Annotated in this window: 21 protein-coding genes and 1 tRNA gene; 11 read left to right on the top strand and 11 right to left on the bottom strand. The window is 75.9% G+C overall.

Going from position 1 to position 22,656, the window contains the following annotated elements; genetic code table 11:
* Window positions 1-47: 47 nt before the first annotated feature.
* The 3 genes from H7K62_RS02255 to H7K62_RS02245 form a co-directional block, all read right to left on the bottom strand.
* Window positions 48-1,589: an APC family permease gene (locus H7K62_RS02255; protein WP_186715894.1), complete on the bottom strand. Its 1,542-nt coding sequence runs from the start codon at window positions 1,587-1,589 to the stop codon at window positions 48-50.
* A gap of 162 nt (window positions 1,590-1,751) precedes the next feature.
* Window positions 1,752-1,828, bottom strand: a tRNA-Pro gene (locus H7K62_RS02250).
* Window positions 1,829-1,929: 101 nt separating this feature from the next.
* Window positions 1,930-2,859 carry a metallophosphoesterase gene (locus H7K62_RS02245; protein WP_370591570.1) on the bottom strand — a complete coding sequence of 310 codons (930 nt, stop codon included), beginning with the start codon at window positions 2,857-2,859 and terminating at the stop codon, window positions 1,930-1,932.
* A gap of 28 nt (window positions 2,860-2,887) precedes the next feature.
* Here H7K62_RS02245 and H7K62_RS02240 point away from each other — a divergent pair, with 28 nt between their 5' ends.
* On the top strand, window positions 2,888-3,364 hold the full coding sequence (locus H7K62_RS02240) for a GatB/YqeY domain-containing protein (protein WP_370591569.1): 477 nt from the start codon (window positions 2,888-2,890) through the stop codon (window positions 3,362-3,364).
* 10 nt (window positions 3,365-3,374) lie between these two features.
* Here the strand turns inward: H7K62_RS02240 and H7K62_RS02235 are convergent, their stop codons facing one another.
* Entirely contained in the window at window positions 3,375-4,598 is a 1,224-nt protein-coding gene (locus tag H7K62_RS02235) for a NupC/NupG family nucleoside CNT transporter (protein ID WP_222436895.1), read from the bottom strand.
* A 131-nt stretch (window positions 4,599-4,729) separates the two neighbouring features.
* On the bottom strand, window positions 4,730-7,285 hold the full coding sequence (locus H7K62_RS02230) for a transglycosylase domain-containing protein (RefSeq protein WP_186715889.1): 2,556 nt from the start codon (window positions 7,283-7,285) through the stop codon (window positions 4,730-4,732).
* Window positions 7,286-7,559: 274 nt separating this feature from the next.
* Between H7K62_RS02230 and H7K62_RS02225 the strand changes: the two genes are divergently transcribed.
* The gene (locus H7K62_RS02225) at window positions 7,560-7,883 is read left to right on the top strand and encodes a WhiB family transcriptional regulator (protein WP_186715888.1); all 324 of its coding nucleotides are present in this window, start codon (window positions 7,560-7,562) and stop codon (window positions 7,881-7,883) included.
* Between the two features lie 8 nt (window positions 7,884-7,891).
* Here H7K62_RS02225 and H7K62_RS02220 read toward each other — a convergent pair whose 3' ends face one another.
* Window positions 7,892-9,133: an ArsA family ATPase gene (locus tag H7K62_RS02220; RefSeq protein ID WP_186715887.1), complete on the bottom strand. Its 1,242-nt coding sequence runs from the start codon at window positions 9,131-9,133 to the stop codon at window positions 7,892-7,894.
* On the bottom strand, window positions 9,130-10,200 hold the full coding sequence (locus H7K62_RS02215) for an ArsA-related P-loop ATPase (protein ID WP_222436894.1): 1,071 nt from the start codon (window positions 10,198-10,200) through the stop codon (window positions 9,130-9,132). Before H7K62_RS02215 ends, H7K62_RS02220 begins: the two co-directional genes overlap by 4 nt.
* A 69-nt stretch (window positions 10,201-10,269) precedes the next feature.
* Here H7K62_RS02215 and H7K62_RS02210 point away from each other — a divergent pair, with 69 nt between their 5' ends.
* From H7K62_RS02210 to H7K62_RS02185, 6 genes are all read left to right on the top strand, one after another.
* A complete protein-coding gene (locus H7K62_RS02210) occupies window positions 10,270-10,428 on the top strand; it encodes a DUF4177 domain-containing protein (RefSeq protein WP_170131469.1) in 159 nt (52 codons plus the stop codon).
* 4 nt (window positions 10,429-10,432) lie between these two features.
* Window positions 10,433-10,897: a RidA family protein gene (locus H7K62_RS02205; protein ID WP_186715886.1), complete on the top strand. Its 465-nt coding sequence runs from the start codon at window positions 10,433-10,435 to the stop codon at window positions 10,895-10,897.
* 76 nt (window positions 10,898-10,973) lie between these two features.
* The gene (locus H7K62_RS02200) at window positions 10,974-11,651 is read left to right on the top strand and encodes a Crp/Fnr family transcriptional regulator (protein WP_186715885.1); all 678 of its coding nucleotides are present in this window, start codon (window positions 10,974-10,976) and stop codon (window positions 11,649-11,651) included.
* Between the two features lie 127 nt (window positions 11,652-11,778).
* Window positions 11,779-12,474, top strand: coding sequence for an endonuclease III (nth, locus tag H7K62_RS02195; RefSeq protein WP_186716529.1), 696 nt, complete (start codon window positions 11,779-11,781; stop codon window positions 12,472-12,474).
* Window positions 12,471-13,193, top strand: a complete 723-nt coding sequence (locus H7K62_RS02190; RefSeq protein ID WP_222436893.1) for an NUDIX hydrolase — start codon at window positions 12,471-12,473, stop codon at window positions 13,191-13,193. The genes nth and H7K62_RS02190 overlap by 4 nt, the downstream gene beginning before the upstream one ends.
* Window positions 13,190-14,374, top strand: coding sequence for a MarP family serine protease (locus H7K62_RS02185; protein WP_186715884.1), 1,185 nt, complete (start codon window positions 13,190-13,192; stop codon window positions 14,372-14,374). Before H7K62_RS02190 ends, H7K62_RS02185 begins: the two co-directional genes overlap by 4 nt.
* Window positions 14,375-14,406: 32 nt before the next feature.
* Here H7K62_RS02185 and H7K62_RS02180 read toward each other — a convergent pair whose 3' ends face one another.
* From H7K62_RS02180 to acs, 4 genes are all read right to left on the bottom strand, one after another.
* Window positions 14,407-15,357, bottom strand: a complete 951-nt coding sequence (locus H7K62_RS02180; protein ID WP_370591568.1) for an alpha/beta fold hydrolase — start codon at window positions 15,355-15,357, stop codon at window positions 14,407-14,409.
* Window positions 15,358-15,418: 61 nt separating this feature from the next.
* On the bottom strand, window positions 15,419-15,811 hold the full coding sequence (locus tag H7K62_RS02175) for a phage holin family protein (protein ID WP_186715879.1): 393 nt from the start codon (window positions 15,809-15,811) through the stop codon (window positions 15,419-15,421).
* Between the two features lie 95 nt (window positions 15,812-15,906).
* On the bottom strand, window positions 15,907-17,250 hold the full coding sequence (gene nhaA / locus H7K62_RS02170; RefSeq protein WP_186715878.1) for a Na+/H+ antiporter NhaA: 1,344 nt from the start codon (window positions 17,248-17,250) through the stop codon (window positions 15,907-15,909).
* A 192-nt stretch (window positions 17,251-17,442) separates the two neighbouring features.
* Complete coding sequence (acs, locus tag H7K62_RS02165) at window positions 17,443-19,446, bottom strand: acetate--CoA ligase (protein WP_186715877.1); 2,004 nt, start codon at window positions 19,444-19,446, stop codon at window positions 17,443-17,445.
* A gap of 254 nt (window positions 19,447-19,700) precedes the next feature.
* On the opposite strand from acs, the gene ssd reads away from it, so the two are divergent.
* From ssd to H7K62_RS02150, 3 genes are read left to right on the top strand one after another with little or no spacing between them, the layout of a single operon-like run.
* Window positions 19,701-20,774 (top strand): septum site-determining protein Ssd, encoded by a 1,074-nt coding sequence (gene ssd / locus H7K62_RS02160; protein ID WP_186715876.1) that lies wholly within the window; start codon window positions 19,701-19,703, stop codon window positions 20,772-20,774.
* Window positions 20,771-21,820 (top strand): TadA family conjugal transfer-associated ATPase, encoded by a 1,050-nt coding sequence (locus tag H7K62_RS02155; RefSeq protein WP_370591567.1) that lies wholly within the window; start codon window positions 20,771-20,773, stop codon window positions 21,818-21,820. The genes ssd and H7K62_RS02155 overlap by 4 nt, the downstream gene beginning before the upstream one ends.
* Window positions 21,817-22,647, top strand: a complete 831-nt coding sequence (locus H7K62_RS02150) for a type II secretion system F family protein (protein ID WP_186715875.1) — start codon at window positions 21,817-21,819, stop codon at window positions 22,645-22,647. The genes H7K62_RS02155 and H7K62_RS02150 overlap by 4 nt, the downstream gene beginning before the upstream one ends.
* Window positions 22,648-22,656 lie beyond the last annotated feature (9 nt).

Genomic DNA, 22,656 nt, shown 5'->3' with positions numbered 1-22,656 from the left:
GCAGAAGACCCGCACCTGAGGCTCTCAGGTGCGGGTCTTCTGCATGATCAGCGGGCTGGGTGGGCGGCGCGCAGCTCCCGCCGGCCGACGGCCCAGAACGCCACGGCGAGGGCGGTGAAGACCAGCAGCGGCACCAGCTCCACCAGCAGGTAGGTCCACCGCTCGGAGAACTCCCAGCCGTCAGCGCGGAAGTCCTCGGTGAACCAGCCGTCGCCGAGGCCCGGGAAGAGGATCTGCACGGTGCAGAACACGATCCACGCGGTGGAGACGACCGTCAGCAGGCCGAGCGCCGGGGCGCGGTAGGGGCGCGGGGCGTCCGGCAGCCGGCGCCGCAGCACCCAGGCGGCCGGGAAGATGCCCAGGTAGCTGATGAGCGTGGTGGAGACCGCCAGCGCCAGCGCCACCGTGAAGAACTTCCCGGCGTCACCGGAGGTGATGGTGTTGGCCGCCACGAAGACCAGCGTGGAGATGACCCCGGAGAGCACGTTGACGCGCAGGGGGGTGCCGAAGCGCTCCGAGAAGCGGCCCAGGGAGCGCGGGCCGGCGCCGTCGTAGCAGGAGACCGCCAGGGTGCGGTCCGAGCCCATGATCCAGGTCAGGCCTGAGGTGAAGGCCACGAGCACCACGAGGAGCCCCATCACGTAGCCGACGGCGGTGGAGAAGGGCGTCAGGGTGACCGCGACGGTGCCGTCCGCGGCGGGTGCGACGCTGCCGCCGAAGACGGTGAGCGCCTGGCGGACGGCGTCGGGGAAGCCCGCCAGACCGCTGGCCTGCTGCTCGGGGAGGACCAGGAGGATGCCGAGCACGGGCAGTCCGTAGAGCAGTCCCGTGGCGATGACGGACTTGGCGATGCCGGAGGGCACGTCCTTGGTGGCGTCCTCCATCTCCTCCCCGGCGGCGCTGGGCAGCTCGAAGCCCACCAGGCTGAAGAGGATGAGGGGCACCAGCACCACGAAGCCGGAGAAGCTCGGTGCGTAGCTGCTGGCCGAGGGGCCGTGGAAGCCGTGCGCGAAGCCGTAGGCGATGACCAGCACGCTGAACAGGCCCAGCAGCGCGAAGCGGGCCAGGGCGCCGACGGTCGCCACCCACTTGCCCACGCGGAAGCTCAGGACGGCGAAGAGCACGCCCGCCCAGATGAACGCGAAGGCGAACACGTACTGGAAGGTCGTCGAGAACTCCTCGCCGCCGTGGAAGAACGTCATGAGCCCGCCGAGGGCCGTCCCGACCAGCGTGCCGCCCATCCACACGGGGTTGGTGACCCAGTAGAAGACGTTGTTGATGGCACCGGCCAGGCGCCCGAACGCCATCCGCACCCACACGTAGGGACCGCCCTCGTCGGGGAAGGCCGCCCCCAGCTCCGCCAGGAGCGCGGCGGAGGGCACGGCGAAGAGGAGGACGCACACCACCAGCCAGGTGAAGCCCTCGCCGCCCTTGGTGGCCAGCGTGCCCAGCCCGTCGATGCCCACGAGGGTGCACACGAGGAAGAAGAAGATGTCGGCCCTGCCGAAGTGCTTCTGGAGCTTGCTCTTCTCGGCCTGTGCTCCGAGGGCGCCGTCGCCCTCGTCCGCCCTCAGGTCTGCCACTGCCATGACCGCCACCTGACCCGTCGTCCTCGATGAGACCCGGTGCGTTGCCTGCGGCACCGGGTGCGAGGGGGAGGGTGCCACTGCACGTGTGTCGTGCGCATGAACGCGCGCTGGGAGGGCTCCGAACGGGTGAGGGCCCCCGCTCAGCGGGGGCCCTCGTGACCGTGGTCGGGGTGACAGGATTTGAACCTGCGGCCTCTTCGTCCCGAACGAAGCGCGCTACCAAGCTGCGCCACACCCCGGAGCAGCGCAGACCACTCTAGCCGAGGTCTGGGGCTTCCCTCGACGCGGCTGCGCCGTGCGGGCCCCGCAGCCCCCGGATCACGCCGGGACCAGGCCGGGATCACGCCGGGACGAGCTCCAGCAGGGTCGCCTCGGGTGCGCAGGCGAACCGCACCGGGGCGTACGGGCTGGTGCCCAGGCCGGCGCTCACGTGCAGCCAGGAGGACCGGCGCCCGCGCTCCCACCGGTGCAGCCCCTTGGCCATGGACCGGGGCAGGTCGCAGTTGGTGGTGAGCGCGCCCAGGAACGGCACGCAGAGCTGGCCGCCGTGGGTGTGGCCCGCGATGAGCAGCTGGTGCCCGTCGGTGGTCATGGCGTCCAGCACCCGGCGGTAGGGGGCGTGGGAGACGCCGAGCGACAGGTCCGCGGCGGGGTCGGCGGCGCCGGCGACGTCGAGGTACCTGTCCCGCTGCAGGTGGGGGTCGTCCACGCCCACGAGGTCCAGCCGGCGCCCGTCCACCTGCAGCCGTCCCCGGGCGTTGGTGAGGTCCAGCCAGCCGGCGGCGTCGAACGCGTCCGTGAGCTCGCCCGTGGGCAGCGGGGTGGGCCTGGTGTGGGCGCGCGAGGGCCGCCACAGGTAGGCGGCGGGGTTCTTGGGCTTCGGGGCGAAGTAGTCGTTGGACCCGAGCACGTAGGCGCCGGGCAGCTCCAGCAGGGGCGCCAGCGCGTGTAGCACCTCGGGCACCGCCTGCGGGGAGGTGATGTTGTCGCCGGTGTCGATGACGAGGTCGGGCTCGAGGCGGGCCAGCGAGCGGACCCAGTCCTGCTTGGCGCGCTGGCCGGCGATCATGTGCAGGTCCGAGACGTGCAGGAGCTTCAGCGGCGCCTGCCCGGAGGGGAGCACGGGCACCTGGAACCGGCGCAGCCGGAAGGAGCGCACCTCGTACCCGGCGCCCCAGGCCACCGCTGCGGCCCCGGCGGCGGCCACCGCGCCGGCGCCCAGCGCCGCGGACCGGAGGGCGGCGGTGCGGGGGAAACCGAGGCGACTCACGCTCGCCCACCCTGCCAGACTCGAGGGCGTGAGCACCCCCAGCCCCTCCCTGGCCGAGCGCCTGCGCGCCGACCTCAACACCTCCATGCGGGCCCGTGACGAGGTGCGCACCGCTACCCTGCGGATGGCGCTGACGGCCGTGAAGACCGCGTCGGTGGCGGGCACCGAGGCCCGCGAGCTGTCCGACGACGAGGTGCTGGCGGTGCTGCGCACCGAGGTGAAGAAGCGCAAGGAGGCCGCGGAGGCCTTCGCCGGCGCCGGCCGCGCGGAGTCGGCAGAGCGCGAGCGCGCCGAGGAGGCGGTGCTCACCGCCTACCTGCCCGCCCAGCTCGACGACGACGCGCTGTCCGCCGCCGTCGACGCCGCCGTGGCCCAGGTCGCCGCCGCGGGGAAGACGGGGCCGTCGGCCATGGGCGCCGTCATGGGCGTGCTGCGCCCGCAGGTGGGCTCCACCGTGGACGGCGGACGCCTGGCCGCCGCCGTGAAGCGCGCGCTCGCCTCCTGAGGCGCCGCCGCTACAGGGACAGGACGACGGCGGCGACCGCGGCGTTGGCGAGGTTGGCCATGGCCCCGGCGAGCAGCGCCCGCGGCGCCAGCTGCGCCACCTCGCCGCGCCGCTCCGGGCACAGCGACCCGAGCACGCCGATCATGATGGCGATCGAGCCGAGGTTGGCGAAGCCCGCCAGGGCGATGCTCACCACGGCCACCGTCAGCGGGTCCAGCGAGGCGGTCTTCGGGCCGAAGTCGGAGTACGCGACGAACTCGTTGAGGAACGTCTTCTGACCGATCCACGAGCCCGCCTGGCCCGCTTCCGACCACGGCACCCCCAGCAGCCAGGCCAGCGGTGACAGCAGCCACCCGAGGATCCCCTGCACGGTGACCCCCTGGGCGCCGAACAGGCCCGCGACGCCCCCGACGATCCCGTTGGCGAGCGCCAGCACCGCGATGAACGCGATGAGCAGGGCGCCGACGACGACGGCGATGCGCCCGCCCGCCAGGGCCCCGCGCCCCAGGGCGTCGATGGCGTTGGCCGACTCGGTGTCGCGGACCTTCCTCACGTCGTCGTCGCCGGTCGTCTCCTGCACGGGCTCGGTCTCGGGGAGCAGCAGCTTGGCCATGAGCAGCGACGCGGGGGCGTTCATGGCCGTGGCGGCCAGCAGGTAGGGCAGCGGCGCGCCCAGCTGCGCGTACCCGAGCAGGGTGGAGCCGGCCGCCGCGGCGAAGCCGCCCGTGATGACGGCGAACAGCTGCGAGCGCGTCAGCCGCCTCAGGTACGGCGCGATCATCAGGGGCGCCTCGCTCTGCCCCAGGAAGATGACGACGGCCGCGAAGAAGCTCTCCAGCCGCGAGACGCGCAGCAGCCACCCCAGGGCACCGCCGAGGGCCCAGGCCACGTGCTGCACCACGCGGAGGTAGAAGAGCAGCTGGATGATCGCCCCGAGGAAGATGATCACAGGGAGCACCCCGAAGGCGAACACCGACCCGAGCGACGGGCCGACCTGCGTCAGCGGGCCGAAGAGGAACGTGGTGCCCTCGTCGGCGTAGCCGATGAGCGCCTCGACGCCGCTGGCGACGGCGTCCAGCGCCGTCCGGCCCGGTCCCCACCGCAGCACGAGGGACGCGAAGACCACCTGCAGCGCGAGGGCCGTGCCCACGGTCCGCCAGGGGATGCGGCGCCGGTGGGCGGAGAAGAGCACCCCGACGCCCACCAGCACCGCCAGGCCCAGGAGTCCGCGCACGGGGCACACCCTCCAGCGGGTGGCGGGCCGCTGCCAGTCAGGCGACGGGTGGTCGCCCGTGGCCCCGGACGGCGACGAGGTCCGCACCCCCTCGGGAGTGCGGACCTCGTCGTGTCACGCGTGGGTCGGTGTCAGCCTTGGCCGCCGCCGCCGCCGCCGCCCTGGCCGCCACCGCCGCCGCCGCCCTGCTGGCCGCCCTGGTCACCGCCGCCCTGCTGGCCGCCGCCGCCACCGCCGCCGCCGCCCTGCTGGCCGCCCTGGTCACCGCCGCCCGGCTGACCGCCCTGGCCGCCCTGGCCGCCGCCCGGCTGGCCGCCCTGGCCGCCGCCCTGCTGGCCGCCAGGGGAGGGAGCGGCGTTCTGGCCGCCGCCGCTCGGGCCGGGGGTGTAGGCCGGGCGCGGCGGCGCGGGCGGGCTGCCGATGATGCTGTACGGCGGGTCGTTGAAGTCCTGCTGGTCCACGCCGTCGAGCGCGCGGTTCATGTACTTCTGCCAGATCGGGGCCGAGACCGTGGCGCCGTACATGGTCGGGTAGCGGCGTCCGGCGATGGTGGCCCCGTTGAGCGACATGCTGCGCTCCGGCACCCCGATCCACACCGCGGTGGCCAGCTGCGGCGTGTACCCGGTGAACCAGGTGGCCACGGACTTGTCGGTGGTGCCCGTCTTGCCCGCGGCCTCGCGTCCTCCGGCCAGCCCGTTGCCGGAGGCCGTGCCGCCGGACTGCAGCACGCGCTGCAGCGCGTAGTTGACGCCGTTGGCGACGTCCTTCGAGATCGCCTGGTTGCACTTGGCGGCGGGGACCGGCAGGCCCTTCCCGTCAGCGTCGGTGACCTTCGCGATGGCCGTGGGGACGCAGTAGTTCCCCTCCGCGGCGAAGGCCGCGTACGCCGTCGCGACCGACAGCGGGGCCACCTCGTCGACGCCCAGCATCATCGCGGGCGTCACGTTGATGTCCGTGCTCGTCTTGCCCGTGATGTTGCGCGTGTCCGCCTTGGCCTTGTGCATGCCGAGCGCCTGGGCGGTGGCACCGACGTCGCAGAGGTTGAGCTGGTTCTCCATGGCGGCGTAGCCCGTGTTGATGGACTTGGCCGTGGCCTCCAGGACCGGCATGGTGCCGCTCTCCTCGCCGTCGCCGGCGTTGCCGGGGGCGTAGGGCTCCCCGCCGTACCCGGACCCGGAGTAGCAGCTGCCGTACTTCCAGCTGCCGTTCGGGTAGGCGCGCTGGGTGCCGTTCACGGTGGCGTTCAGCGTGCGTCCGGAGGCCAGCCACGTCGCCAGCACGAAGGGCTTGAAGTTCGAGCCCGGCTGGAACCCGGCCGACCCTCCCTCGGTGTAGTCCGTGTTGTAGTTGATGGCGGTCGCCCCCGCCGGGGCGTCCGGGGACGTGTTGTAGGTGCGGTTCTGCGCCATCGCGATGATCTTGCCGGTGCCCGGCTCCACCGAGACGATCGAGGCTCCCAAGTTGGACGTGCCCTGGTCGCGGACCACCTTGCCGGTGCCGTCGAGGTGGTTGGTCGGCACCGTGGAGTCCGCCGGGACGCCGGCTGCCACCTCCTGGAACGCCGCGTCCTGCCGGCCCCGGTCGAGGGTGGTGGTGATGGTCAGGCCGCCGCGGTACAGCTGCTTGAGCCGGTCCTCCTTGGAGCCGCCGAACGCGTCGTCGTCGCGGAACTCCTTCACCACGTAGTCGCAGAAGAAGCCCGCCGAGCCCGCCTGCTCGCAGCCGTTCGGGGTCTGCTGGACGTCCAGCACCTTCTCCAGCGGGGTCGCCACCGCGGCGTCGTGGTCGGCCTGGGAGATGGTGCCCAGCTGCAGCATGCGGGCCAGGACCGTGTCACGACGGGTCTGGGCCTCCTGGGGCCTGTTCACGGGGTCGTACCCGACGGGGTTCTGCACGATGCCGGCCAGCAGGGCCGCCTGGGACAGGTCGAGGTCGGCCGCCGACTTGTTGAACCAGTGCCGGCTGGCGGCCTCGACGCCGTACTGGCCGCCGCCGAAGTTGGCGATGTTGAGGTAGTTCTCCAGGATCTGGTCCTTGGAGAACTTCTTCTCCGCGGCGATCGCCAGCTTCATCTCGCGCAGCTTGCGCACGTAGCCGTCCAGACCCGAGCGCACCGTGACGCCGTTGAAGGCCTTCTGCCGGTCGGCGGCCGTCGCGTTGGTGGGCAGGGCGGACAGCGCCTCCTCCACCTGCACGTTCTTGATCCACTGCTGCGTGAGCGTGGAGGCGCCCTGGGTGTCCCCGCCCTGGGAGTTCTGCACGAAGGCGCGGGCCAGGCCGCGCGGGTCGACGCCGCCGTGCTCGTAGAAGCGGCTGTCCTCGATGTCGACCATGGCCTTCTGCATGATCGGGGAGACCTTGTCCAGGGGGACCAGGATGCGGTTCTCGTAGTAGAAGGTGGCCATCAGCGACCCGTCGGAGTACAGGATGCGGGTCTGCTGGCTCAGCGGCGGCTGGTCGAGCGAAGCCGGCAGGCTGTTGAACGCGGCGACGGTGTTGTTGCTGGTCTGACCTGCGGCGATGACCGCAGGCGCCGCCAGGCCCGCGACGAGCACGCCGGCGCCGACGCTGGCCGCCAGGAACCCCGCGAGGAGCTTGGTCGCCCGCCCGAAGGACGCGCTGCGCCGCGTCGACCGGCCGTCCGCGTCGCCGTCGTCGGGACGGGGGCGTGGGGCGCGGGCCGGCATGCCTCCAGCGTACGGGGCCGGTGCGTCCGACCCGGCCACTCACGAGGTCCCTTACCAGACCGTGATGTGCGCAGCCGTGGGCCACGGTGACTAGTCACCGGTGGTCCTGGAAATGGCCCGCACGAGGGGTGGGAACCAGCGTGACCAGTTCGTAACTTCATCCGTGTCACTCGTCCGGACGGGTGGAACGGGGCAGAAGCCCTCGTCCTCCTGGCCGGCTCGGGCCCCACCGATCGGCGCTTCCCCGCCGCTCCACCGACCGGAAGGCACCACCATGAGCGAGACCCTCTACCTCGAGCCCGCCGAGTGGACCACCCAGGCCGCGTGCCGCACCACGGACCCGGACGCCCTCTTCGTCCAGGGCGCTGAGCAGAACCGGGCCAAGGTCGTCTGCCAGGCCTGCCCGGTCCGCACCGAGTGCCTCGCCGACTCCCTCGACAACCGCATCGAGTTCGGCGTCTGGGGCGGCATGACCGAGCGCGAGCGCCGCGCCATCCTCAAGCGCCGCCCGAACGTGCAGTCCTGGAGCCGCCTCCTGCAGGCCGCCAAGGCCGAGCACGCCCGCGCCGAGGCCGCCGCCTCCGCCCGCACCGCCTGACCGAGCGGTCAGGTCGAGCGCCCCGACCGCGGGGCCGCGCCGGCCAGGGCCGCACCCACCGCCCGAAGCCCCTCCAGGTCCGCGACGTCGCCGTCCAGGGCCGGCACCAGCGCGGTGGCCGTCCCGGAGCCCGCCAGGTGCTCGTCGACGAGGCGCCGCTCCCGCTCCACCCGCTCCAGCAGCTCCACCTGCAGGTCCAGCACCTGCGCCGCCCGCCGCTGGTCGGCGGTGCCGTCCCGCAGCGAGTCCGCGGCCCGTCGGGCCGCGGCGGCGTCCAGCCCCTCGGCGGCGCGCGTCGCGCGGTTGACCACCACCGCCGCCGGCACCAGCTCCGCCGAGCGGAGCCGGCCCACGAGGAAGACCGCCTCCGCGAGGGGCTCGGTCTCCGGCGCGGTGACCACCACGAAGGCCGTCCGGGAGTCCCGCAGCGCCGCGGACGTCGCCTCGGCCCGCTCCCGGAAGCCTCCGAAGACCTCGTCCAGCCCCTCCACGAGCGCCTGGACGTCGCGGAGCAGCCGGCCCCCCAGCACCCGGTCCATCGCGGTCGCCACGCCACCGGCCAGCGCCCCGACCACGCGGCCCCCGGCGGCCCGCAGGCCCGAGCCCGTGCGCGCCGAGCCCGCGAAGCGCACCGGGGCCATGAGCAGCCGCGCGAACCGGCCGTCGAGGAAGGACGCCAGGCGCGTGGGCGCGTCCAGGAAGTCCAGCGCGGAACGGCTCGGCGGGGTGTCGACCACCACGAGGTCCCACCCCGAGGGGGTGCCCCTGCCGGCGCGCAGCTGCCCCAGCCGCTCCATGGCCATGTACTCCTGCGTGCCGGAGAACGACGTCGCCAGCGAGCTGTAGACGGGGTTGGACTTCACCTGCTCCGCGCGGGCCGGGGGCAGGGCGGAGTCCACCAGGGCGTCGAGGGTGCGACGGGCGTCGAGGACGAGGGCGTCCAGGCTCCCGCCCCGGCTGGTGTCCACGCCCGGCACCCGGCGCGGCTCGTCGGGCGCGGGACCGTCGTCCTCCTTCTGGTCGGGACCCGCGTGGCCTTCGGTGCCCAGGGCCTGCGCGAGCCGGCGGGCCGGGTCCACCGTGAGCACCGCCACCCGGCGGCCCCGCTCGGCGGCCCGCAGCGCCACCGCCGCTGCCGTGGTGGTCTTGCCGACGCCACCGGACCCCGCGCAGACGACCACCTCCACGCCGCGGTCGTCCAGGAGCGCGTCCAGGTCCCAGCCGCCCGCCGCGCCCGGTCCCGCGCTCACGCCGCACCTCCCGCGGGGGCGGGCGCGTCCTGCGGGGACGGCAGCGGCGAGGCGGCGAGGTCGTCCGCGAGGCGGTACAGGCCCTCGAGGTCCACCCCGCCGGGCAGGTCGGGCAGCTCGCGCACGCCGCGGCCCGCGCCGCGGACCACCTCCAGCCAGTGCCGCTGCTCGGCCACCCGGGCGGCGCGCACCCGCTCCTGGGCCTCCAGGGCCGCCACCAGGTCCTCGGCGCCGCCCCCGCTGCCGCCCCCGCCGTCGTCGTCCTCGGGGGAGAGGGCCCGCCGCAGCGCCGCGCGCACCCGGGCCCGGGAGCCCCCGCCGTCCCCGGCGCCGGCCAGCACGCGGTTGGCGACGACGGCGCCCAGCGGCAGCCCGGCGGCGCGCAGCTCCGCCGCGGCCTCCAGCGTCTCGGTCACGGGCAGCTCCTCCGGCAGGCAGACCAGGTGCACCGCCGTCTGCTCCGAGCGCAGCAGCGCCGCCACGGACGCCGCGCGCGCCGCGATCGGGCCACCGGCGGCGAGCTGCGCCAGCTCGTCGCCGATGCCCAGGAAGCGGGTGATGCGGCCGGTCGGCGGGGCGTCCAGCACCACGGCGTCGTAGGCCGGCTCCCCGCCGTCGGAGCGACCCGTGCTCGTGCGGCGCACGGCCTCGTAGACCTTGCCCACCAGCAGGACGTCGCGCAGGCCCGGCGCCACATCGGCGATGAACTCCACCGCGCCGGCGCGGTCCAGCACCGTGGAGGCGCGGGCGCCCCGGCCTCCGAGGACGCCGCCGTGGAAGGTGTCGAGGTAGTCCACCAGCGCGGCGCGCGGCTCCACGGCCAGGCCCACCACCTGGCCGCCGCCGGCGCCCTCGGCCAGCTCGACCTCCTGGTAGGGCAGCGCCTCGGTGCCCAGCAGGCGCGAGACGCCCTGGCGCCCCTCCACCTCGCACACGAGCACCCGCCTGCCCTCGTCGGCGAGCGCCAGCGCCAGCGCCACGGCGACCGTGGTCTTGCCGGTCCCGCCCTTGCCGGTGACGACGTGCAGCCGGGGCTGCTCGCCCCGGGCCTCGGTGCGTGCGATCACCCACCGACAGTACGGACGGGGCCGCCGCCGCGCCCCCGGACAGCACCCCCGGGACTAGGCTCGCCAGGCGTGACCCAGTGGGAGTACCTGACAGCGCCGCTCATCGTGCACAGCACCAAGGCGATCCTCGACAACTTCGGCGAGGAGGGCTGGGAGCTCGTGCAGGTGGTGCCCGGCCCCGGCGGCAACGGCCTCGTGGCCTACCTCAAGCGCCCGAAGCAGGGCTGACCCGGTGACCGCGCGGGAGAACCTCGCAGCCCTCGGCCTCGAGCTGCCGCCGGTGGCGGCGCCCGTCGCCTCCTACGTGCCGACGGTGCGGACCGGCTCGCTGGTGTTCACCTCCGGCCAGCTGCCCTTCGTCGGCGGCGCCCTGCCCGTGACCGGCCTGGTGGGCGAGGGCGACGGCCTCGTCGACCCCGCCGCCGCGAAGGAGCAGGCGCGCACCGCGGCGCTCAACGCCGTGGCCGCGCTCGACGCGGAGGTCGGGCTGGACGCGGTGGCGCGCATCGTCAAGCTCACGGTCTTCGTGGCCAGCGCCGACGGCTTCACCGGCCAGCCCGGGGTCGCGAACGGCGCCAGCGACCTCTTCGCGGAGGTCTTCGGCGAGGCCGGGCGCCACGCCCGCTCCGCCGTGGGCGTGGCCCAGCTGCCCCTCGGCGCCCCCGTCGAGGTGGAGGTCGTCGCCGAGGTCTCCTGACCGCCCCAGGCCCGGCGTCGCCCGCACGGGTGGTGCGCCTGAGGCCGACCGGGGGCGCGTGCGGCACACTGCCAGCGTGGATCAGGACGTTCTGCGACGCGCCCCCCTGTTCGTGGGGGTCGACGAGGAGGCCTCCGAGGTCCTGCTGTCGCTGGCACGGGTGGTGGAGCTCAAGCGCGGGCAGGTCCTCTTCGCCCAGGGCGACGAGCCCGCCGACCTCTTCGTCATCCAGGCCGGCAAGATCAAGCTCGGACGCACCTCGGGGGACGGGCGCGAGAACCTCCTCGCGGTGCTCGGCCCGGGGGAGATGTTCGGCGAGCTCAGCTGGTTCGACCCGGGGCCCCGCACCTCCAGCGCGGTGGCCGTGGGACCGGCGCGCCTCGTGGCGCTCGACTACGAGCAGCTGTACGCGTGGATGGCCCCCCGCCCCGAGGTCGCCCAGCAGCTGCTCCGGGCACTGGCCCGCCGGCTCCGGCGGGCGAACACCGCCCTCGCCGACCTCGTGTTCACCGACGTGCCCGGACGCGTCGCCGGGACCCTGCTCGACCTGGCGCTGCGGTTCGGGCGCACCACCGAGACGGGTCTGCTCGTCCAGCACGACCTCACCCAGGAGGAGCTCGCCCAGCTGGTCGGCGCCTCCCGCGAGACGGTGAACAAGGCCCTGGCCGACTTCGCCGCCCGCGGCTGGGTGCGGCTGGAGGCCCGGTCGGTCAACCTGCTCGACGTGGAGCGCCTGCGCCGCCGCGCGCGCTGACCACCCCGAGTTCCCGGGTGCGGTCAGCCCGCGCCCGTACCCTTCGCTGGTGAGGCCACCGCGATCGGGGAGCCCCGGCAGCGGGGAGCGCGAGACTCCCCTCGCCCTCGTGCGCAGGGCCCGGCGCATGCACCGGGCCCTGGCCGAGCGCTACCCCGACGCCCGCTGCGAGCTCGACTTCGCCTCACCGTTCCAGCTGCTCGTGGCGACCGTCCTGTCCGCGCAGACCACGGACGTGCGCGTCAACAGCGTCACCCCCGAGCTGTTCGCCACCTGGCCGGCCCCGGCCGACCTCGCGGGCGCCGACCGCACCGCGCTGGAGGAGGTGCTGCGGCCGGTGGGCTTCTACCGCGCCAAGGCCGCCTCGGTGCAGGGCCTGGCGGCGCGCCTCGTGGAGGTCTACCGCGGCGAGGTGCCGCGCCGCCTGGAGGAGCTCGTCACGCTGCCGGGCGTGGGCCGCAAGACCGCCAACGTCGTGCGCGGGGACGCGTTCGGGCTCCCCGGCATCACCGTCGACACGCACGTGGGGCGGTTGTCGCGCCGGTTCGGCTGGACCACCCACGAGGACCCGGTGGACGTCGAGGAGGACCTCGCCGCGATCTTCCCCCCCAGGGACTGGACCCCGCTGAGCCACCGCGTGATCTTCCACGGCCGGCGCACCTGCCACGCCCGCCGGCCCGCGTGCGGGGCGTGCCCGATCGCCCGGGACTGCCCCTCCTACGGCGTCGGCGAGACCGACCCCGTGAAGGCGGCCGCCCTCGTCAAGCCCGGTCCGCCGGCCGCTGCCGGGCTGTCCGCCGCGGAGCTGGCGGGTCCGGGGTGACGCCGGAGGTGGCCTCGGAGGTGGCGCGGCCCGACTGGCTGGAGCGGCTCGCGGGTTCCCTGCCGCAGGTGGGCGCGGCCGTGGCCGAGCACCTGGGGGCGCGCACCCGCGCCGCACGCGCCGAGGGCGTCCGCCTGGGCGCCCGCAGCGGCCGCCGGGCGGCGGTGCTCGTGCTCTTCGGTCCCGGCGCCGACGGCGCGGGTGACGTGGTCCTGCTCGAGAGGGCGTCCGGCCTGCGCTCGCACTCCGGGCAGATCGCCTTCCCCGGCGGGGGCGTCGAGGACGACGACGGCGGCGACCCCGTGCGCGCGGCGCTGCGCGAGGCGCGCGAGGAGGTCCGCCTGGACGCGGCGGGCGTGGAGGTGCTGGGCGTCGCGCCGGCGCTGGACGTGCCGCCCACGGGCGCCTCGGTGGTGCCCGTGCTGGCCTGGGAGCCCGAGCCGTCCGCGCTGGGGGTGGGGGACCCCGTCGAGGTGGCGCGCGTGCTGCGCGTCCCCCTGCCCGTCCTCACCGACCCCGCCTCCCGGGCGGTCGTGCGGACCCGGTCCGGCTGGACCGGGCCCACGTTCGCGCTGGGGGGAGACCTCGTGGCGTGGGGCTTTACCGCGGCGGTGCTCGACGCGCTGTTGCGCGTGGCCGGCCTGGAGCGGCCGTGGGACGCCTCCCGCGCCCTCCCGCTGTCCGCCGTCACCGGTGGCGTGCCGGAGGCGGGCCGGTGAGCACCCTCGACGTCGTCCTGCTGCTCCTGCTCATCGTCTACGGGCTGTCCGGCCTCAAGCAGGGCCTGGTGGTGGGCCTGCTCTCGGTGGGCGCGTTCATCGCGGGAGCGGGCCTGGGCATGTGGCTGCTGCCCCTCGTGGTCGGCTCGATGCAGCCGGGGCGCACCCGCACCGTGGTGGTGGTGGCGGGCGTGCTGCTCGTCGCCTGGGGCTGCCAGCTGCTGGGGTCCCTGGTCGGCCGCCGCCTGCGCGACGTCATCACGTGGCAGCCCGCGCAGGTGGTCGACTCGGCGCTCGGGGCGGTCGCCGCCGTCGTCGCCGTCGCCCTGGTCTCCTGGTTCGTGGCCGGCGCGGTGCGCGCCGGGCCGATGCCCTCCCTGGCCCGTGCCGTGGCCTCGTCCCAGGTGATCTCCACCATCGGGACCCTGGTGCCCCCGCAGGCGGAGTCCCTCTTCGCCGGGTTCCGGTCCGTGGTGGAGGCCAACGACTTCCCCCGCGTCTTCAGCGGCACCGGCGAGGAGCCGGTGCGGGAGGTCGCGGCCCCCAACGACGCCGTGGTGGGCGGTGCCGCCTCCACCGCGCAGGGCAGCATCGTCAAGATCACGGGGACCGCCGAGGCCTGCCGCAAGGGCAGCGAGGGCAGCGGCTTCGTGGTGGCGCCGCAGCGGGTGGTCACCAACGCGCACGTCGTGGCGGGCGTCACCGCCCCCCAGGTGCAGGTGGGCGGTCAGGGGGAGCGGCTGGACGCGACCGTGGTGCTCTTCGACCCCGCCGAGGACCTCGCCGTGCTCGCCGTGCCGAGGTTGCGCGCCGAGCCGCTGGGCACCGGCCGGCAGCTGGGCGCCAGCGCGGACGCCGTGGTGGCGGGCTTCCCGCAGGACGGGCCCTTCACGGCCGTCCCCGCTCGGGTGCGCGAGGTGCTGCGGGCCGAGGGCAAGGACATCTACGGCAGGGCCACGGTGGTCCGCCAGGTCTACTCCCTCGCCGCCGACGTCGAGCCGGGCAACTCCGGCGGGCCGCTGCTCGACCCGGGCGGCAACGTGGTGGGCGTGGTGTTCGCGAGGTCGCTGACCGACCGCGGCACCGGTTACGCGCTGACACTCGACGAGGCGCGGCCGGTGCTGCAGAAGGCCCAGGAGGCCACGCGGCAGGTCTCCACCGGGGCCTGCACCACCGGCTGACGGCAGCCGGGGTCAGCCGGCGTCAACCGGCGTCAGCCGAGGTCGAGCCCTCCGAGCCAGTCCAGCAGCAGGTCAGCGGTGGTCTCCGGGGCCTCCTCGCCGAGGAAGTGGCCGGCTCCGGGCACCTCCGCCCACCGGAAGCCCGCACCCGCCCACGGCGCGCTGCGGCGCACCGCCCCGGGCACCACGGCCCCGTCGAGCGTCCCCTGCGCCGTGAGCACCGGCACGCCCGCCGGCCGGGAGACGGCGCGCGCGAAGGCGTGGCCGTCAGCGCGCACCCTCGACCGCGCCACCCACCGGTAGCACTCCAGTGCCGCGTGCGCGGCGAAGGGCACGCGCAGCGCCGCCGCGTGCTCGGCCACCACGGTCTCGTCCGCCCAGCCGGGGGCGCCCCAGGCGCGCAGCACCTGCTCGACCATCGACCCGTCGCGCACCGCCCACTCGGGGAAGGTGGGCACCTGCACGCGGGCCAGGTGCCGCGCGGCCGACGACGTGAGCACCCGCCACGGCTCGCGCAGCACCAGCAGGGGGTGCGGCTCGCCGAAGGAGGCGACGGCCGCGGTGGTGGCCGGCTGCAGCGCGGGGGAGGCCCACGCCGCCCAGGCGCCCCAGCCGCTGCCCACCAGCACCGCCCGCTGGGCGCCGAGGGCCCGCACCACGCCGGAGGTGTCGGCGGCGAGGGTGGCGGTGTCGTAGCCCCGGGGAGGCTTGTCGGAGGCGCCGCTGCCGCGCAGGTCGAGCGCCGCGGCGCGGTAGCCAGCTCCGGCCAGGGCCACGAGGTGGTGCTTCCAGGCGCGCCAGGACTGGGGGAAGCCGTGCAGGAGCAGCACCAGGGGCGCTGAGCCGTCGTCGGGACCGGACTCGGCCACGTGGAAGCGGCAGCCGTTCGCGGTGACGTAGCGGTGGCGCCACGGGCCGGGGTCGAGCAGCTCGGCGGCGTCCACCGGTGGCCCCGCGCGCAGACCTCGGGGGAGGGCCCTCACGGACCCTCCCCCGGAGCCTGGACCGGCCGGCCCACCGCGCGGGCGGGCTGACCGGTGGTGGTCAGCGGTGGCCCTTCAGGGCCTCGATCGACTGCTTGGACGTGGCGATCGTGCGCTCGGGCGCGCCGACCTTGCTGATGCGGCCCTTGCCGATGAGCGCCAGCACGCCGGCGCCCAGGAACAGCACCACGGCGACGATGAGGAAGGCCACCCAGTAGGGCATCCACAGCGTCAGCAGCCACGCGACCGCCAGCAGCAGGAACAGCGCGCCGATGCCGCCGAACACGGCGGCCCCGACGAACAGGCCGGCGCCGATGGCGCCCTGCTTCACCTCGGCGGTGATCTCGGCCTTGGCGAGCGCGATCTCGGCGCGCACCAGCGCCGAGAGGTCGCGGCTGGCGTCAGCGACGAGCTGGCCGATGGTGCGCTCGCTGGCGCCTGCGCTCTGGCTCACGGCTGGTGCCTCCTCAAGCTCTGACCCGCGCGCCCGGCCACCGGTCGGCGGCGCGCTGCGGGGGGGCGGTCCTGGTCGGCGAGCCTAGGGGTGCCTCAGTGCTCCCGCGCGGCGGAGGGGGCGGGGTCGGGGCCGTTGACCACCCGGTCGGACGCGTCGACCTGCTCGTGGTCGGGGATGCCGTCGAGGTCGTGGTCACCGGCCGCCTCCGCCGCCTGCCGGTAGGCCCGGTTGCGGGACGCGAGGACCACCGAGGCGAGCACCGCCGCGGTCACCGAGGCGGTGAGGACGGCGATGCGCACGTGGTCGTCCACCTCCGACCCCGGGCCGAAGGCCAGCTCGCCGATGAGCAGCGAGACCGTGAAGCCGATGCCCGCCAGGAGGGACATGCCGAACAGGTCCACCCAGCGCAGGCCCGGGTCGAGCTCGGCGCGCGTGAAGCGGGCCACCAGCCAGGTGGTGCCGAGCACGCCGAGCACCTTGCCCGCCACCAGGCCGACCGCGATGCCGATGGCCACCGGGTCCGCGGCGGCCGCCCGCGCCGTCTCGCCGTTGACCGCCACCCCGGCGGCCATGAGCGCGAAGACCGGCACGCAGAAGCCCGCCGACAGCGGCCTGAACCGGTGCTCGAGGTCCTCGGTGAGCCTGCGACCGCGCTGGCCCGGGCGCAGCACCGGCACGAGCAGGCCCAGCACGACCCCGGCGACCGTGGCGTGCACGCCGGAGGCGTGCACCAGCGCCCAGGCGGCGATCCCCAGCGGCCACAGCAGCCACCACGTGGTGCGGCGGCGCCCCACGACCACGCGGAACAGGGCGATGGGCACCAGCGCCAGCACGAGGGGCAGCCAGGCGAGGTCGGAGGTGTAGAAGACGGCGATGACGGTGATGGCCAGCAGGTCGTCGACGACGGCGAGGGTCAGCAGGAAGCTGCGCAGCGCCAGCGGGAGGTGGGAGCCGACCACCGCGAGCACGCCCAGGGCGAAGGCGATGTCGGTGGCCGTGGGCACGGCCCAGCCGCTGAGCGGACCGTCGCCGACGAGGTTCACCGCGGTGTAGATGAGCGCCGGGACCGCCATGCCGCCCACCGCGGCCATCATCGGCAGCGCGGCGCGACGCGGGTCCCGCAGGTCGCCGACCACGAACTCGCGCTTGAGCTCCATGCCGACCACGAAGAAGAAGACGGCGAGAAGGCCGTCAGCGGCCCACGTGGCCAGGTCGAGCCGCAGGTGCAGCGGCTCGGGTCCGAACGTCACGCCGCGCAGCGCCTCGTAGGACCCGCCCCACGGCGAGCTGGCCCACGCCACGGCCACCAGCGCGGCGGTCAGCAGCAGCAGGCCGCCGACGGTCTCGGTGCGCAGCAGCTGCACCACGTAGTGCGGGTCGGCCGGGGCGGCCAGGAGGCGGCGGATGCGGGTGGGCTGGGAGCGGGCGTCGACCACGTCGAGGGTCCTTCCGGGCAGGCGTCAGCGACCGCCGACCAGGCTTCCCGGCACACCGCTGCCCATCTTCTCGCAGGAACGGCGTCCCGCGCGCCACAGGACGCAGCGGCGGACGACGACGACGTCGGGCCCGCGCCCCGGTCGGGGCACGGGCCCGGCGCGCTGGCGCGCTGAGGCCGTCAGAGGCTCAGCTCAGTCGTCCGACCCCTTGCCGGAGCGCATGCCCGCCTGGATCGAGGCCATGACGCTGGAGTCGGCCAGGGTGGTGACGTCACCCACCTGCCGGTCCTCGGCGACGTCGCGCAGCAAGCGCCGCATGATCTTGCCCGAGCGGGTCTTGGGCAGCTCGGTGACCACGAGCACCTGGCGCGGCTTGGCGATCGGGCTGATCTCGCGGGCCACGTGGTCGCGCAGCTCCTTGCCCACCGCCGCGGCGTCCGCGCCGTGGGCCGACTCGCGCAGGATCACGAACGCCACGATGCCCTGGCCGGTGGTCGGGTCCGAGGCGCCCACCACCGCGGCCTCGGCCACGCTGGGGTGGCTCACCAGCGCCGACTCCACCTCGGTGGTGGAGATGCGGTGGCCGGAGACGTTCATGACGTCGTCCACGCGGCCCAGGAGCCACACGTCGCCGTCGGCGTCGCGGCGGGCGCCGTCACCGGCGAAGTACCACCCCTGGTCGCGGAACCGCGACCAGTACGTGTCGCGGTACCGCTCGTCGTCGCCCCAGATGCCGCGCAGCATGCCCGGCCACGGCTCGGTGAGCACCAGGTAGCCCGCGCCCTCGTGGCCGGCCGGGAGCACGCGGCCCTCGTCGTCGACGACCTCCACGCCGATCCCCGGCAGCGGCACCTGGGCCGAGCCCGGCTTGAGGCTCGTCACGCCCGGCAGCGCGCTGATCATGATGCCGCCGGTCTCGGTCTGCCACCACGTGTCGACCACCGGCGTGCGGTCGCCGCCGATGACGCGGCGGTACCAGGTCCACGCCTCGGGGTTGATGGGCTCGCCGACGCTGCCGAGCACCTGCAGCGTGGACAGGTCGTGCCCGGAGACCAGCTCCTCGCCCCACTTCATGAAGGTCCGGATGGTGGTGGGGGCCGTGTAGAGCTTGGTGACGCCGTAGGTCTCGACGATCTGCCACCAGCGGTCCTGCGTGGGCGTGTTCGGCGTGCCCTCGTACATCACGGACGTGGCGCCGTTGAGCAGCGGCCCGTAGACGATGTACGTGTGGCCGGTCACCCAGCCGATGTCCGCGCCGCACCAGTAGACGTCGGTCTCGGGGTGCAGGTCGAAGACGTTCCTGTGGGTGTACGCGGCCTGGGTGAGGTAGCCGCCGGTGGTGTGCAGGATGCCCTTGGGCTTGCCCGTGGACCCCGACGTGTAGAGCACGAACAGCGGGTGCTCGGCCTCCACGCTCACTGGCTCGTGGACCGCTGAGGCGGCCTCGAGGGCCTCGTGCCACCAGTGGTCGCGGCCCTCGGTCCACGCCACCTCCCCGCCGGTGCGGCGGACCACCAGGACGGCCTTCACCGAGCTGGGAGCGCGATCGGCGCCGTCCGGTCCCGTCGTCGCCAGCGCGGCGTCGACGGCGGGCTTCAGCGGCGCGGGCTCGCCCCGGCGGTACCCGCCGTCGGCGGTGATGACGGCCACGGCCTGGGCGTCGTCCACGCGGTCGCGCAGGGCCTGCGCGCTGAAGCCCGAGAACACCACGCTGTGCGGGGCGCCGATGCGGGCGCACGCCAGCAGCGCCACCACGGCCTCGGGCACCATCGGCAGGTACACCGCCACGCGGTCGCCCGTGCGCACCCCGAGCTCGGTGAGGGCGTTCGCGGCGCGCTGGACCTGCTCGTGCAGGTCCGCGTAGGTGACGGTGAGGGTGTCGCCGGGCTCGCCGACCCAGTGCAGCGCCACCCGGTCGCCGTGGCCGGCCGCGACGTGGCGGTCCACGCAGTTGGCGGCGGCGTTGAGCTTCCCGTCGGCGAACCACCGCGCGAACGGCGCGTCGGACCAGTCGAGCACCTGCGTGGGAGCGGTGTCCCACGTCAGCAGCTCGGCGGCCTGGCGGCCCCAGAAGGCGAGCCGGTCGGCCGCTGCCTCCTCGTACAGGGCCGCGGTGGCCACCGCACCGGCGGCGAGGTCCGCCGGCGGCGGGTAGCTCTGGGGCTGCTCGTGGGAGTCGGTCGCGGGCTGCGTCATCGCGTCCTCCGGGTCGTGCACGCGTCGTGGTGCTTCACGGTCGGCAGGGAACGGCCGCTGCCGACACTAGCCAGCGGGTCTGCTGCCGCCGAGGGTGGTGGGGTCCGGTTGGTCACCGGTCGGTCGGGTCTGCCGTGCGGCCGCGGTGCTGCCAGCCGCCCACAGGACGACCTCGCGCAAGCTCCGGCGGCCCTGCGTCCACAGGTGCCGCGTCGGGCCGGCGCCGCCGGCCCCCGCCGCGCCAGGGTCGCGGGGTGGACGAGGTGCTGCTGGTGACCCGACGGTCGGTGCTGGTGGAGCAGGTGCGCCGCCTGGCGGCGGCGGCCGGCGCGACGCTGAGGGTGGTGGCCGTCGCCGAGGACGCCGGCGCGTCCTGGCGCAGCGCGGCCGCCGTGCTGCTGGGGGACGACGCCGCCGCGCAGGGCGTGCCGCAGCGGCGGCCCGGGGTGCTCCTCCTGGCGCCCGCCTCGCCCGGGCTCGACACCGCTCCGCTGTGGCGCAGCGCGGTGGAGGTGGGCGCCGAGGGCGTCGCGCTCCTGCCCGACGACGCGCCGGCCGTGGCCTCCGTGCTGGCCACCGCCGCCGACGGCCCCGGTGGCGGCGGCCTCGTCGTGGGGGTGGTCGGCGGCTGCGGAGGGGCCGGTGCCTCGGTGCTGGCGGCGGCCGTCGCCCGCACAGCGGTGGTGGCGGGCCCGGCGAGACCCGTCGTCCTGCTCGACGCGGACCCGCTCGGAGGCGGCCTCGACGCCCTCGTCGGCGCGCACGACGAGCCCGGCCTGCGCTGGCACGACGTCCTGGACGCCCCGGCGCCCCTGCGCTCCGCGGCCCTCGCGGACGGCCTGCCCCGCGGCCGGGACGGTCTCGGGGTCCTGTCCTGGGCCCCCTGGCCCGAGCCCCGGACCGCTCCGCCCGCCGCCGTCGAGGCGGTGGTGGAGAGCGCCGCGCGCGCCAGCGGGCTGGTGGTGGTGGACCTGCCGCGCCACACCGGGACCTCCCTGCTCTGGCGGCTGGACCTCCTGGTGCTCCTGGTCCCTGCCCACCTGCGCGCCGTCGCGGCCGCGAGCACCCAGCTGCCGGTCCTCCTGGGGCACGCCGGTGACGTGAGGCTGGTGGTGGCCACCCCGCCCGGCGCTCCGCTCGCACCGGCCGACGTCTCCGACGCCCTCGCGCTCCCGCTGCTGGGACGCCTCCCGCCCGACCGCGACGTGCGCGCCGCCCTGGGGCGCGGTGACCCGCTGCCGCGGCCGCGCGGCGGCCTCGGCCGCTGCGCGCGGGCAGTGCTGCACGCCCTCGCCGACCCCGACGGACGCCCCGGGGAGCAGCGGTGAGCGCCGGGCCCCTGCAGCAGCTGCTCGACCTGCCCGGCACCACCGACGTGCTGGTCAACGGCCCGGGCTCGGTGTGGGTCGACCGCGGCGAGGGCCTCGTGCGGGTGGACCTCGACGTGGGCCCGGAGCACCAGGTCCGGGCCCTCGCCGTGCGCCTGGCCGCCGGTGCCGGGAGGCGCCTGGACGACGCCAGCCCCTGCGTCGACGCCGTCCTGCCCGACGGGACCCGGCTCCACGCGGTGCTCCCACCGGTCTCCAGCAGCGGGACCCTCCTGTCGCTGCGGGTGCCTCGGCGGACGCCGCTGTCCCTCGCCGAGCTCGAGGCCGCCGGCTCGCTGCCGCCCGGGTGGGCGGCGGTGCTGCGCGCCGCGGTCCACCACCGCTGCTCGCTGCTCGTCTCCGGCGGCACCGGCAGCGGCAAGACCACGCTGCTCGCCGCGCTGCTGGGCCTCGTCGACGTCCGCGAGCGGCTGGTGCTGGTCGAGGACTCCGGGGAGCTGTCACCCGTCCACCCCCACGTGGTCCGGCTGCAGGCGCGCCACGGCAACGTGGAGGGCGCCGGCGAGGTGGGGCAGCGCGAGCTGGTCCGGCAGGCCCTGCGGATGCGGCCCGACCGGCTCGTCGTCGGCGAGGTGCGCGGGGCCGAGGTGGCGGACCTCCTCATGGCGCTCAACTCCGGGCACGAGGGCGGGTGCTGCACGGTGCACGCCAACTCCGCGGCGGCCGTCCCCGCGCGGCTCACGGCGCTCGCCGCGCTCGCGGGCATGGGGCCGGACGTCCTCGCGGCGCAGGCAGCGGCAGGGCTGCAGGTGGTGGTGCACCTGCGGCGCGAGGGTCCGCTGCGCCGCGTGGTCGAGGTCGGCGTGGTCGAGCTGGCCCCCGGGCCTGCGGGGTCGACCGGTGCGGGCGGCCTCGTGGTGCGGCCCGCCCTGCGCGCCGGCAGGGCACCGGACCACCCCGGAACGCGCGAGGACGGCTGGCCGCGCCTCGCGGAGCTGCTGCGCCTCGCGGCCGTCCCCGTCCAGGCCTCGCGGCGCCGGGCGTGAGCGGGGGAGGCGCGCTCGAGCCCGCGGCGCTGCTCGCGGCACTGCTGGCGGGAGCGGGCGCCTGGCTGCTGCTGCGGGGTCCCGCGCTCCCCGCGGGCCGGGGGCTCGCGCAGCGGCGCGAGGGCGCCGGACGCGGTCCCGGCGGGCCGCGTCGGCGCGGTCACCGCGTCCGGCGCCTGCTGCCGGGCGGTCCGGGTGAGGAGCCCCCCGAGGTGCGGGTGGCTCGCGCGGCCTCCGAGGTGGCCGCGCTGCTGCGCGCCGGCGCCGTCCCCGCCGCGGCGTGGGCGCCCCAGCGGCTGCAGCCGCAAGGGCCGCAAGGGCCGCACGGACTGCACGGGCTCCGCGGGGGCCGCGGGCCGGGGGCGGGAGCCGGGGGCGCGCCGGACGGGGTCGCTGTCGCGCTCGACGCGGCGGCGCGGGCGTCCGCCGCGGGGGAGGACCCCGCCGAGGCCCTGCGGCGCCATCCGGCCGGGGGCGGGCGGGCCTGCGCGGCCCTGGGCTCGCTGTCCCTGGCGTGGCGCACGAGCGAGGTCACCGGAGCCCCCGCGGCGGCCGTCCTCGACGGGCTGGCCTCGGCGCTGCGTGACGAGGCGGCGGCCACCGACTCGCGTGACGCGGCGCTGGCGGGGCCGCGCGCCACCGCGCGGCTGCTGCTGGCCCTGCCGCCGCTGGGGCTGGCGGCCTCCACAGCGCTCGGAGCCGACCCGGTCGCGGTGCTCGTGGGCACCGCGGCAGGACGGTGGAGCGCCGCCCTCGGCGCTGCCTTCGCCCTGGCCGGGTGGTTGTGGACCGCTGCGCTGGTGCGCGCCGCGGTCCGGGCCCGCTGATGGGCCCGC

Source organism: Quadrisphaera sp. RL12-1S (assembly GCF_014270065.1).
In the GTDB taxonomy this organism is placed as follows: Bacteria; Actinomycetota; Actinomycetes; order Actinomycetales; family Quadrisphaeraceae; genus Quadrisphaera.
Note: the sequence above shows the minus strand (reverse complement) of the source record. Positions and strands in the feature narration are given on the sequence as shown.